Below are 11,953 nucleotides of genomic sequence, written 5' to 3' on the forward strand. Positions count from 1 at the left end.
CCTACTCAGGGCCGCGGCCTCACCCCGCCCGCCCGCCACGCGTCGACGCAGGTCAATGGGTTGGTGGGGGCAGGGATGGTGCGCCCGCAACTCGGCGACGCTTCCCTCCGGACGCTGTCTCGTACAGTTCGTTGACGGTGTCGTAGTACCGGGAGGTGCGACCGAGTGCCGTCATGTCGAGCCGCCGGCACACGGCCCGCGATGCGTGGTTCCCCGGGTCCGTCACGGCCAGGACCCTCCGCAGCCCGCGGTGGAACGCGTCGGCAAGGACGGCCCTCGCCGCTTCCGTGGCGTAACCGTGTCCCCAGGCATCCGGGTGCAGGTGCCAGCCGATCTCGACCTCGTCCGTCGCGCCGGCAAGCTCCCCGGCCGACAGCGGGATCGGCTTGAGCAGGACGTTTCCGACCGGACCGCCGTTCGCGGTGGCGATCGCCCAGATGCCGTGCACGGGATGGTCGATGGCACGGCGCCGCCGGATCGACGCGAGCGCGTCCTCCCGCGTCCTCATGGTCGTCGGACGGGCGCCGAGGAAGCGGACGACCTCCCAGCGCGATTCGAGATCCAGCAGGAAGTCGGCATCGTCGTCGCGCCAGGGGCGCATCAGCAGGCGATCGCTCGTGATGGCACGCATGCCGCGAACATAACCAGTGCCGCGAGTGAATTCTTCGCCGCCAGCGGCGTCAGTGGCCATGTGACCAGCGCACCGGACGGTCGTACGCCCTGGTCCGCACCCGGACAGCCGACGGAGGTAGCAGTGCCGCCCCGCATCACCAGAACCGGGACGCCGCTCATGGCGCCTCGTCGACGTAGACGACACCCAGCTTGTCGAGCAGGGGCCGCAACTCGTACATGTCGACGCCCAGTTCTCCGCCCGCCAGCCGGGCCCGCTTGGCCGTCTCGGACTCCAGTCGCGCCCGAGCGGCCGACAGCACGGAATTCGCCCGCGAATGGGGCACCACCACGACACCGTCGTCGTCGGCCACCACCGCGTCGCCGGCGGCGATCGACTGCCCGCCGCACACCACCGGCACGTTCACCGACCCCGGGCTGGCCTTCACCGTGCCCCGCGGGCTGACCGCGCGCGCCCACACCGGAAACCCCATCGCTCGCAGCTCGGCGACGTCGCGCACGCCCGCGTCGAGCACCACCCCCACGACCCCGCGCGCGGACAGGGAGATCGCCAGCAGCTCTCCCACCATGCCGTCGGTCGAGGGCGACGTGGTCGTCACGACGAGCAGGTCGCCCGGCGCGCACACCTCGACCGCCGCGTGGATCATGAGGTTGTCGCCGGGATGGCAGGACACGGTGACCGCCGACCCGGCCACCCGCGCGCCGGTCTGGATCGGCCGCAGCGCCGGGTCGAGCGCGCCGCGCCGCCCGTCGGCCTCGTGCACCGTGGACACTCCCGCCGAAGCGAGCCCGGCGAGCACCTCGGCCGCCACCCGGGGCACCCGCCGGACGACCACGTGCCGGTTCACGACAGCGCGGTTCACGACAACACCCTGGTCACCTGGGGGAACACCCGCTGGTAGGCCTCGGCGCGGGTGTCGTCGGGCAGCCCCAGGTTTGGCCCCGAGTTGCGGGAGGCCTGCAGCCCGCGCCGCGCGCCCAGCTCGGTGTAGTAGTTCCACAGGTGTTTCTGGGCGGCCAGCACCTGCATGGCCTCGCGTTTGCGTTCCCACACCCCGGTGACGTCGAGCAGCACGTCGGGCACGAAGCCGCACTGCTCGGGCTGGTGGGGCTCGAAGCAGAACACCGGTGGCGCGCCGATCACCTCGCCCGGCCCCTCGACACCGGGCGCCTGGGCGAGCACGCGGGCGCGCAGCGCGATGGCGTGCGCGGTCGCGTGGTCGTGGTTGTAGGGGTCGGCGGCCGCGTGGGTCAGCACCACGGTCGGCTGCACCTCGCGATAGAGGTCGATGAGGCTGCGGGTCAGCTCGGGCGTCGCGGTCAGCGGATAGTCGCCGGCGTCGTAGAACCGGATCTCGGCCCCGAGCACGGCCGCCGCCTTCTCGGCCTCGGCCCGGCGCTGGGCCTTGATCTCGTCGAGCGTGTGGCCCTTGCGCCACAGCGACGCCGACTCGCCGCGCTCGCCGAAGCTCATGCAGCCGATCACCGCCCGCCCGCCGCGCGAGGTCGCCAGCGCGATGGCGCCCGCCGCACGCCACACGAAGTCGCCGGGGTGGGCCGTGAGAACGAGCAGCATCAAGCCTCCAGCAGATTGTCAACAATCTCGTCAGCGATTTGCGGTGCGCAAACGTTAGCGCCGAGCCGCATCGGGGAGCAATCGTTGACAATATTGTTGGCACATAGGAAGACTGACCTGGTGCCATCGACACCTCGGCCGGGCGAGACGGGCGCCGCACAGGTCCGCCACGGCCTGCGCGCCGCGATCCTGCACGGCGAATACCTGCCCGGCGAGCGCCTCGTCGAGGCCCAGCTCATCGAGCGGTTCGACGCCAGCCGCTTCACCGTGCGCGCGGCCCTGCACAGCCTGGCCACCGAGGGTCTCGTCGTGCTCGAGCACAACCGCGGCGCCCAGGTGCGCAAGGTCTCGCTGCGCGAGGCGCTCGAGATCACCGAGGTCCGCATGGTGCTCGAGGGCCTGATCGCCGCCCGCGCGGCCGAGCGCGTCACCGATCGGCAGGCGAGCGAGCTGGCCGAGATCGGCGTGCTGATGCGCCACGCCGTCGAGGCCGAGGAGCACTTCCGCTACAGCGACCTCAATCACCGCCTGCACTCGCTGCTGCGCGAGATCGCCGCCCATGAGACGGCCGACCAGATCGTCGAGACGTTGCGCGGCCAGCTCGTGCGCCACCAGTTCATGCTGTCGGTGCTGCCCGGCCGCCCGCAGGTCTCGCTGCCCCAGCACGAGCGCATCATCGCCGCCGTCCGCGCCCGCGACCCCAAGGCCGCCGAGTCCGCGATGCGCGAGCACATAGCCAGCGTCTTCGAAGCCCTGCGGACGCTCGACTACCTGAGCGGCCCGGCATGACGACGATCGCCGTGCTGGGCCTCGGCGAGGCGGGCAGCCGGATAGCGGCCGACCTGGCCGCCGCCGGCGCGACGGTCCAGGGCTTCGACCCGGCAAGAGAACACCTTGACGGCGTACGCATGAAGGGCAGTGACCTTGAGGCCTGTCGCGACGCCGACGTGGTCCTCAGCCTCACCACCGCCCACGAGGCACGGGCCGCTCTCGACAACGCCCTACCCGGCTGCCGCCCCGGCACGCTCTGGGCCGACCTCAACACCTCGGCCCCGACCCTGAAGGAAGCCCTGCGGGACGCGGCCGGCAACACCGTATCCGTGGTGGACGTGGCCCTGATGGCGCCCGTCCCCGGCCGCGGACTGCGCACCCCGATGACCGCCAGCGGCCCGAAAGCTCACGACCTGGCCGCCGTTCTCACCCCCTACGGCGCTGTGATCGACGTGATCGACGGCCCGGTCGGTGCCGCCGCCACCCGCAAGCTGTTGCGCAGCGTCTTCTACAAGGGCATGTCCGCCGCCGTCACCGAGGCCCTCGCCGCCGCGCGACAGGCGGGCCTGGAGGACTGGCTGGCCGCCGACATCCGCGCCGAGCTCACCCGCAGCGACGACCGCACTCTCGACCGCATCGTCGAGGGCTCCCGCCTGCACGCCGCCCGCCGTGAGGACGAGATGGCGGCCGCCGCCAAGCTGCTCCACTCCCTCGGAGTCCCGGCCCGGGTCGCCCGGGCCAGCCGAGACTGGCTCGCCGACCTGAGGCAAAACCCCGAGGCCTAAGCTGAAGGCGTGGTAAAAGTACGGCTTGAACCGATGACCGACGAACAGTTCGCACCCTGGAAGGCCGACGCGGAGGCGCACTACGCCCAGAGCGTCGCCCGCACCGGCGCACCGGCCGAGGCGGCGGCGGCCGAGGCCGCCGAGACCTACGCGAACCTGCTCCCCGACGGCGCCGAGACGCCCGGGAACCACCTCTGGTACGCCTACGACGGCGAGCGCCGGGTTGGTTTCCTCTGGCTGAAGCTCACCGGCACGACCGCGTTCGTCTACAACGTCGCCGTCGAGCAGGACCAGCGCCGGCAAGGCTACGGCCGCGCCATCATGGAGGCCGGCGAACGCTGGAGCCGGGACAACGGCGCGACGACCATCGGCCTGCACGTCTTCGCCCACAACCACGGCGCCCGCAACCTGTACGAGCAACTCGGCTACGTCGAGACCGGTCGCAAGATGGCCAAGGCGCTCTAGCGCCGGCAGGAGCACACCCTCGACCGGTTCCCCCACGAGAACGCCTGGACCTGGCTGTTGGCGCGGCCCGTCAGGAGGAACCGGAAGACGCAGCCGACTGTCCACATAGCGCCATGTCGCCATGGAGTGGGCCGCGGCCGCCGGGGCCAAGGTGATCAACATGAGCCTGGGGGGCGACCCGACCGACGGCACCGATCCGATGAGCCTCGCGGTCGACCGGGTCAGTGCCGAGAGCGGCGCCCTGTTCGTGATCGCCGCCGGCAACGAGGGTCAGGAATACACGGTCGGCTCCCCGGGGGCGGCCACCTCGGCGCTGACCGTCGGGGCGGTCGACCGGGATGACACGCTCGCCCCGTTCTCCAGTCGCGGGCCGCGGCTCGACGAGGGGCTCAAGCCCGAGATCAGCGCGCCCGGCGTGGGCATCGTGGCGGCCCGCGCGGCCGGCACCGAGATGGGCAACCCGGTCGACGACCTCTACACCGCCGCCTCAGGCACGTCGATGGCGACGCCGCACGTGGCCGGGGCGGCCGCGATCCTGGCCCAGCAGCACCCGGGCTGGACCGGCGCGCAGCTCAAGGACGCCCTCGTCAGCACGGTCAAGAGCACGCAGTCGACGGTCTACCAGGAGGGCGCCGGCCGGGTCGACGTGGCGCGGGCGGTCAGCCAGCGGGTCACCGGCACGGCGGTCGCCGACTTCGGGCTGCGGTTCAACGGCGAGTCGCCGGTGATCGCGACCCGCAAGGTCACCTACACCAACAGCGGGACCACGCCGGTCACCCTCACCTTGCGGTCCGACGTGGCCGTCGCGTCGGTGAGTCCGGCGACGCTCACGGTTCCGGCCGGGGGCAGCGCCGACGCGGTGCTCAGCCTCGACACCGGCCGGCGTGGAGTGGGCCGGTTCGGCGGGCGCCTGACCGCCACGGCCGCCGGGAACGTGCAGGTCACCACGGCGATCGGCGGGGCGCTGGACGCACCCCACCGTAAGGTCACCTTCTCGGCGATCGGGCTCGACGGCCGGCCGGCCGGGGTGCCGACGCTGCAGATGTTCGGTGACGACCCGCGGTTCGACGTGCTGGCCGGGCTGTTCGAGGGCCAGGTCGGCACGATCGAGGTTCCCGAGGGCGACTACCTGCTCAACGCTCAGGTGCCGACCAGCGGCGAGGCGGCGTGCAGCAGGTCAACGTCACGCCGACGGCGAAGGTCCGCAAGGCACGTTCGAGTTCTCGTCGCGCTGGCAGCTCGCCGCGCCCCGGGCCGAGGTCGGTCTGCCGGGGACGCCGGGAGTGCGGCGCGCCAGCCTGTGGCCGTCGTCCCCCGCGTACGCCGGCACGCGCCGGTTCGACCTGGTCGGCGACGTCAAGAAGGCGCGCGGCAAGGCCGTGGTGCTGTCCTCGGACAGCGAGTACACCCAGATCGCCGCGGCCACCGAGGCCGGAGCGGCCGCGATCCTGCTCGTACGGCCGCCCGGTGTCAGCGCCGGTCTGCAGTGGGATCCGGACGCCCAGGAACGCTTGGCCGTGCCCACGGTCGTGCTCACCAGCACCGAAGGGCAGGCGATCCTCGACCGGGCAGGCCGGCCGGGCGCTTCCGTCGCGCTCACCCTGACCACGGTGAGTCCCTACCTGTACGACGTCTCGCAGGTCTCGCGGCAGCAGGTGCCGGCGAAGGTGGTGCACCGGGTCAGCGAGTCCAACTCGCGGCGCATCACCGTCCGTTACTCGGGCAGCGGCGATCGTTTCGTCGGTGAGGAGCGCACCGGGTGGCGGCCGTGGGTCAGCTATCCGCGTCCCGGCGAGCAGACCGAGACGTGGTACGCCTCCGTCGTGCGGCCCGCCACCCCGAAGGGCGCGGCGAACGTCCGCGTCGGTGACGCGCTACGCCTGCGGGTGGCCGCCTACGTCGACGCGACCGACGAGCACTGGCTGGTCGGCGACCTGGCGTACCAGGGCTCGATGACGGCCAAGCTCTACTGCGACGGCAAGCTGCTGACCGAGCTGCCCGACGGCTGGCGCGACGTGCCCGTGCCGGGCGGGGCCGCGACCTACCGCCTGGCGCTCACCACGGCCCGCCCGAACTACCCGGCGACGACCTCGACGGAGTGGACGTTCCGGTCGGCGCGGTCCGGCGACCTGCCGCTGCTGCAGATCTCGTACGACGCCCCGGTCGAGCTCGGCAACACGGCGACGACGCGGGCACACCGGCTGGGCGTGAGCGTGCCCGGTGCCCGTACGGTCAAGGTCGAGACCTCGGGCGACGAGGGCCGCACCTGGGTCGAGGGCACGAGGGTGCCGGCCGGTCGCGGAACCGTCTCGCTGCGGGTCACGGCCACCGACCGGGCGGGTAACAGCGTCAAGCAGACGGTGCTGAGGGCGTACGCCCGCTCCTGAGAAATGGGGGGAGGCCCTCGAGCTGGGCCTCCCCCGTTCTCACGCGGCGGCGTGCAGTTTGCCGGGGGCCGTCGCCCGCAGGTCGATCGCCGTCGCGAAGAGCGAGACGGCGGTGATCAGGTTGAAGAAGCCGTAGATCTGCGCCAGGGTGATCGCCCCGATGTTCGGCGACGCGAACAGCACGAGCCCGAACACGATGCCGAGCAGACCGGTCAGTGCCAGCCAGACCCGGCTGCGCCCGCGGTCGGGGCCGAACGCCAGGGCCAGCTCGGTGACCCCGGAGATGACCGCCCAGGCCACGATCCACAGCACCAGCACCAGGGCGGTGATGCCCGGCCAGAGCAGCGCCACCACACCGGCGGCGACGTCGAGCACGCCGATCAGCAGGCGGCCGACCACCGGGCCGGCCGCCTCGGACCGGAAGGCCCGCACCCGTTACCTCTCTGTGTGCTTTGGTGAGCACCTGATCGGTAGTCCTGCCTTGCGGCGGGACGGTCCCGGTCTGACCGACTGGTGTCGTGCCGGGTTCACGCTTCACAGCCACCTGCCCGCATGCGCGGGTCTTCTGGTCGGCTCCCGGCGGTGTCGAGCTTCGCCGCGAGAGCGGCCAGGTTCAGGGCGGCGTTACGGTCGCGGTCGATGACCAGACCGCACGCCTCACAGGCGAATTCACGCTCGGACAGGGCGGGCTTGGTTGTCACCGCGCCACAGGCCGAGCAGGTCTTGGAGGGACGATCCTGCAACGCGGCCTTGTACAAAGCGTCGACATCACGGCCCGGCGCCGAGATCGCAGATGCGACACCGGAACGCACACTATCGCTCACGGTCCCCCTCTCTACGCGCCCTCCATCGGAACGAAAACAGTCTCCCGCACCGCATGACAACTAGTCAAGAGACAGATTGTCGTCTGCCTAGGATTTGGCATGTGGCGCCGCAGCACGGTTCCCTACGAGATACCGGTGGCCGCTGCCCATTTCTTCCATTGACACCGTCACTATTGCCAACCAGTGAGCACTACCGACTATCAACACATCACCAGATGCCACCCTTCGAGCACCCCGGACCCGATCGAGAAGATCGCGAACAGCAGCACGAACGCCCCGACGGTGATCTCCGGCCAGATGACCGCGATCACCCCCGTGACCAGAGCCAAAACACCACGCCACACCAGACTGCTACGCATCGCCAGATCTCCCGTCCCGGTTGGTGCCAACGAGATCGGTGTGCCCGTTCACGAAGTTCGGTAGAGCGTGTTCTGCGACAACTCTCGGCGCCGTTCAGTGGTTGAGTTTCGACTTGTGCCGGCCGTAGAAGGCGTACAGGACGGCTCCGAGCAGGAACCAGACCGCGAAGCGCAACCAGGTCACCGGGTCGAGGTAGGTGATCAGCCAGATCGAGAAGACGACGCCGACCGCCGGGACGATCGGCATCCACGGCAGCCTGAAGCTGCGCGGGATGTCGGGGCGGCGGTAGCGCAGCACGATCACGGCGACGCAGACGACCACGAAGGCCAGCAGGATGCCGATGTTGGTCAGCTCGGCCGCCTCGCGGATGGGCAGAAAACCGGCGATGACCGCCGAGGCGATGCCGGCGATCCAGGTGACCCGGGTCGGCACGCGGCGGGTCGGGTGGAGTTTGCCGAACCAGGCGGGCAGCAGGCCGTCGCGGCTCATCGAGTACCAGACCCGGGTCACGCCGAGCATGAACGTGAACATGACCGTCAGGATGCCGACGATGGCGCCGACCGCGATGACGTCGGCCAGCCCGGAGAGCCCGACCGAGGCGAACGCGGTGGAGAAGCCGCTCTCGGGGTCGATGTCGCGGTAGTTCTGCATGCCGGTCAGCACGAGGGTGGCCAGCACGTAGAGGACCATCGAGATGATCAGCGAGTAGATGATGGCCTTGGGCATGTGACGGCGGGCGTCCTTGGACTCCTCGGCGGCGGTGCTCATCGCGTCGTAGCCGAAAACGGCGAAGAAGACGGTGGCCGCGCCGGTGATCGCGCCGCTCCAGCCGAACGGGAAGAACGGGTCGTAGTTGGAGCGGGTGATGTGGAAGGCGCCGACGATCACCACGAGCAGGACGATGGCCACCTTGAGGATGACCACGGCGGTCTCGGCGCGGGCCGCGGCCCGGATCCCGCGGTTCAGCAGATACGCGATGAGCAGGCAAAGCACGACGGCGAAGAGGTCGACGACGTGCCCGTCGCCGGTGCCGGGGGCGCCGAGCATCCAGGCCGGCAGGTCGACGCCGAGGTCGGCCATCAGGAAGGAGAAGTAGCCGGAGATGCCGATCGCGACGACCGAGACGATGGCCGTGTACTCCAGCAGCAGGTCCCAGCCGATGAACCAGGCCACCACCTCGCCCAGCACGACGTAGCCGTACGTGTAGGCCGACCCGGCCCGCGGGATCATGCCGGCGAACTCGGCGTAGGACAGGGCGGCCGCGGCGCTGGCGATACCGGCGATCAGGAACGAGAACAGGACCGCGGGACCGGCCGTCTCGTTGGCGACCGCGCCGGCCAGGGCGAAGATGCCGGCGCCGATGATGCCGCCGACGCCGATCGCGGTGAGCTGCCACAGCCCGAGCGAGCGCTCGAGATCGGTGCCGCCCTCGTCGGTGACGTCGTCGACCGGTTTGCGCCGGAAGATCCCCGACCCCCGGCCGAATCGCTGCGGTGACACGGACATGACGGCCTCCCCGATGAGCGCTCCTCTCGGAGTACCACGTGAGGCCGTCTTTCGCATCTACAGGCGTTGATATTTATCCGCGGGTCAGGGCGACCGCGATGAACAGGCCGTAGAAGACGATCAGCCCCGCGATCAGCGCGATCGTCGTGCCCGGCCCGATGCTGTGTTCCCACTCGTCGTCGTCCACCGTTGCCCAACGAGGACGGCCCGCGATATCGACGGCCGTTCCCCCGTACGAGACCCGGGTTGCCCGATGTGGACAGCGACCGCCACCATGCAGGGCAGGAGGTCGCCGCTTGAGCAACGAACTCTTCTACCCCGCCATGTACTACTCGTGGGACCGCGGCAGCGTGTCCGGTCATCGCAGCTTCCGAACGGCGAACCGCGTACGCCTCCTCGCGCTCTTCGTCGCCGCGGTCGGAGGCGCCGCCTCGTGGCGAACCGGCGAGGTCGACCTGTTCGGCGTGCTCGGCCTGGTGTCGTTCGCCGTCGCGCTGGCCACCGGGGCCTATCTGCTGACGATCGACCCCGAGAAGCTCTGGTACGAGGCCCGCACCGCGACCGAGTCGACGAAGACGCTGGCCTGGCGCTACGCCGTCGGCGGCAACCCGTTCCCCGGCACGCTGCCCGCGCGGGAGGCCGACGAACGACTGGTCGCGCGGCTCACCGCGGTGGCCGCCTCGCTCGATACGGTGGCCGAGCCCGGCCGCGACGACACGAACGAGCTGATCACCGAGCCGATGCGCAAGCTGCGGGCTGCGCCGTTCGACGAGCGGAAGGCGGCCTACCTGCGCGACCGCGTCGTCGCGCAGGAGGGGTGGTACCGCGACACGGCCCGCGCCGACGCCCGCCGGTTCCGCACGCTGACCTCGGTGGCGATCGCGCTCGAGTTCGCCGGGCTGACCGGGGCCGGGCTGAAGGCGTTCGGCGTTCTCGACGTCGACCTGCTGGGCGTGTTCGGCGCGGCCGCGGCCGGTCTCGCGGCGTGGATCCAGGCCCAGCGGTACGCCGAGACGACGCGCTCCTACACGACGACCTACCGGGAGCTGGGCCTGGTCAAGGCCCACCTCGCTGCCGTCGCCGAGGACCGGTGGCCGGGCTTCGTCGAGGACGCCGAGGCGACGGTCACCCGCGAGCACTCCCTGTGGCGTGCCACGAAGGGGCTGGCATAGGGGCTGTTCGGAATGCGGCCTCGTCCGCGGCCCGGCACCATTCCGAACAGGCCTAGGGGCAGAGGCGGGCGGTCAGCTCTTCCGCGGCGGCCCGCCAGGCGCTCTCGGCCTCGGCGGTGAGCTTCTCGTGCAGGGCGGGGACGCCGTCGACCCCGCGGCGGTCGCCCGCCCAGCGCAGCAGGGTGTCGGCGGCGTGGTAGCGGACCAGGTATTCCGGGTCGCTGACCGCCGCCGCGAGCGCCCGCACCAGCCCCACGGTGGGCACGAAACCGGCCAGGGCGATCGCGGCGTCGAGGCGTACGACCTCTGACCGCGCTCCGGAGAGGACACCGGCGATGGGCGTGGCCCAGCCGGGATCGCGCGTGACGGTATAGAGCGCCTCGGCCACGCGAACGCGGAACTCGTCCTGGGCACGGATCAGTGCCGTGCGCAGGAAGCTGACGGCGTCCGGCGGCGCGAGACCGGCCGAGGCCAGAGCGGTGAAGGAGCGAGCGGCGAGCGGGTCACCGGCGGCCAGACCGGCCCGCAGCATGCGCTCGACGGCTTTCGGCCCGACCCGGGCGGCCTCGGTCAGCGCCACGAAGTCGCGTCCCGCCCCCGGAGAGTCGCCGAAGATCTCCTGCCGCCACCGCTGCCACTCCGCATTCCCGTTCATCGACGGACATTATTACCAGAGTTAGCTGAGAGTGCCGACTCGGCCACCCGGCGAGTGGGCCGGCCCACGTGCCCGTCCTCGGGGGTCCTATCTGCACTGAACCGGTCAAGTCACGGTCAAGTCGGTTCCGGAACACTGGCGCCCTTCCGTTACCCGACGATCTAGGAGCCTGCCGTGCCCGACCCGACCGAGCTGGTGGTGATACACCGGGTGTTCCGGCGCGAGGCGTCGTTCCTGCTCCGCTTCGTCCTGGCGGCCCGCCCCGGCGACACCCGGCGGGCCGCCCAGGTGGCCGCGGCGATCCGCGACTACACCGACGCCCTGCTGCAGCACTGCCGGCTCGAGGACGACCTGGTCCGGCCCCTGCTGCACGCCCGCGCCCGCCTCTACGACGAGCAGGTGAACCGCATGCACGAACAGCACGCCCGGCTCGAGAAGGGCCTGCTCACGATCGGCGACCTGCTGCCGCACTGGGAGCTGACGGCGACCGACGAGACGCAGGACGAGCTGGGCGAACACCTCGCCGAGCACCGTCTGCTGCTGGTCGAGCACCTCGACGACGAGGAGGAGATGATCCTGCCGCTGATCGCCGAGTACCTGACCCCGGCCGAGTTCTCGCAGGTCGCGCGGGACCAGGCCACGCCCGCGCTCGGCGCTCTGCTGGAGGAGGCCAGCATGGCCGAGCGCAAGACCCTGCTGTCCCGGCTACCGTTCGCCGACCGGGCACTGTGGTGGGTGTCCGGGCGTCACCGCTACGCCCGCAGGGTCGCCGAGCTGCGCGAACCACGGGACTGAGGTGTCCGGAACCCGACCGCCCGAGGT

General features: G+C 71.1%; 14 protein-coding genes. 6 read left to right on the forward strand and 8 right to left on the reverse strand.

Features of this window, described 5'->3' with window-relative positions; translation table 11 throughout:
- Positions 1-52: 52 nt before the first annotated feature.
- The 3 genes from EER30_RS15300 to EER30_RS15310 form a co-directional block, all read right to left on the reverse strand.
- Positions 53-631 (reverse strand): GNAT family N-acetyltransferase, encoded by a 579-nt coding sequence (locus tag EER30_RS15300; protein ID WP_127501178.1) that lies wholly within the window; start codon positions 629-631, stop codon positions 53-55.
- A 157-nt stretch (positions 632-788) separates the two neighbouring features.
- On the reverse strand, positions 789-1,493 hold the full coding sequence (locus EER30_RS15305) for a 4-carboxy-4-hydroxy-2-oxoadipate aldolase/oxaloacetate decarboxylase (protein WP_127501085.1): 705 nt from the start codon (positions 1,491-1,493) through the stop codon (positions 789-791).
- The gene (locus tag EER30_RS15310) at positions 1,490-2,206 is read right to left on the reverse strand and encodes a PIG-L deacetylase family protein (RefSeq protein ID WP_127501086.1); all 717 of its coding nucleotides are present in this window, start codon (positions 2,204-2,206) and stop codon (positions 1,490-1,492) included. The genes EER30_RS15305 and EER30_RS15310 overlap by 4 nt, the downstream gene beginning before the upstream one ends.
- 120 nt (positions 2,207-2,326) lie before the next feature.
- Between EER30_RS15310 and EER30_RS15315 the strand changes: the two genes are divergently transcribed.
- The 4 genes from EER30_RS15315 to EER30_RS15330 all read left to right on the forward strand — a co-directional run bounded on the left by EER30_RS15315 (position 2,327) and on the right by EER30_RS15330 (position 5,974).
- Positions 2,327-2,995, forward strand: coding sequence for a GntR family transcriptional regulator (locus EER30_RS15315; protein ID WP_127501087.1), 669 nt, complete (start codon positions 2,327-2,329; stop codon positions 2,993-2,995).
- A complete protein-coding gene (locus tag EER30_RS15320) occupies positions 2,992-3,762 on the forward strand; it encodes an NAD(P)-dependent oxidoreductase (RefSeq protein WP_127501088.1) in 771 nt (256 codons plus the stop codon). Before EER30_RS15315 ends, EER30_RS15320 begins: the two co-directional genes overlap by 4 nt.
- Positions 3,763-3,795: 33 nt before the next feature.
- On the forward strand, positions 3,796-4,227 hold the full coding sequence (locus tag EER30_RS15325) for a GNAT family N-acetyltransferase (protein ID WP_127501089.1): 432 nt from the start codon (positions 3,796-3,798) through the stop codon (positions 4,225-4,227).
- Positions 4,228-4,348: 121 nt separating this feature from the next.
- Positions 4,349-5,974 carry a S8 family serine peptidase gene (locus EER30_RS15330; protein WP_127501090.1) on the forward strand — a complete coding sequence of 542 codons (1,626 nt, stop codon included), beginning with the start codon at positions 4,349-4,351 and terminating at the stop codon, positions 5,972-5,974.
- Positions 5,975-6,653: 679 nt separating this feature from the next.
- Here EER30_RS15330 and EER30_RS15335 read toward each other — a convergent pair.
- From EER30_RS15335 to EER30_RS15350, 4 genes are all read right to left on the reverse strand, one after another.
- Positions 6,654-7,046 (reverse strand): HdeD family acid-resistance protein, encoded by a 393-nt coding sequence (locus tag EER30_RS15335; RefSeq protein WP_127501091.1) that lies wholly within the window; start codon positions 7,044-7,046, stop codon positions 6,654-6,656.
- 95 nt (positions 7,047-7,141) lie between these two features.
- Entirely contained in the window at positions 7,142-7,426 is a 285-nt protein-coding gene (locus EER30_RS15340) for a zinc ribbon domain-containing protein (RefSeq protein WP_205650244.1), read from the reverse strand.
- 212 nt (positions 7,427-7,638) lie between these two features.
- Positions 7,639-7,797, reverse strand: coding sequence for a DUF308 domain-containing protein (locus EER30_RS15345; RefSeq protein ID WP_127501092.1), 159 nt, complete (start codon positions 7,795-7,797; stop codon positions 7,639-7,641).
- A 94-nt stretch (positions 7,798-7,891) separates the two neighbouring features.
- Complete coding sequence (locus EER30_RS15350; RefSeq protein ID WP_127501093.1) at positions 7,892-9,304, reverse strand: amino acid permease; 1,413 nt, start codon at positions 9,302-9,304, stop codon at positions 7,892-7,894.
- 296 nt (positions 9,305-9,600) lie between these two features.
- Between EER30_RS15350 and EER30_RS15355 the strand changes: the two genes are divergently transcribed.
- Positions 9,601-10,476, forward strand: a complete 876-nt coding sequence (locus EER30_RS15355) for a DUF4231 domain-containing protein (RefSeq protein WP_164842338.1) — start codon at positions 9,601-9,603, stop codon at positions 10,474-10,476.
- Positions 10,477-10,528: 52 nt separating this feature from the next.
- On the opposite strand, the gene EER30_RS15360 is transcribed toward EER30_RS15355, so the two are convergent.
- Entirely contained in the window at positions 10,529-11,131 is a 603-nt protein-coding gene (locus EER30_RS15360) for a hypothetical protein (protein WP_127501095.1), read from the reverse strand.
- Between the two features lie 174 nt (positions 11,132-11,305).
- Here EER30_RS15360 and EER30_RS15365 point away from each other — a divergent pair, with 174 nt between their 5' ends.
- Positions 11,306-11,926 (forward strand): hemerythrin domain-containing protein, encoded by a 621-nt coding sequence (locus EER30_RS15365; RefSeq protein WP_127501096.1) that lies wholly within the window; start codon positions 11,306-11,308, stop codon positions 11,924-11,926.
- Positions 11,927-11,953 lie beyond the last annotated feature (27 nt).

It is taken from the genome of Actinoplanes solisilvae, from assembly GCF_003999975.1.
GTDB lineage: Bacteria > Actinomycetota > Actinomycetes > Mycobacteriales > Micromonosporaceae > Actinoplanes > Actinoplanes solisilvae.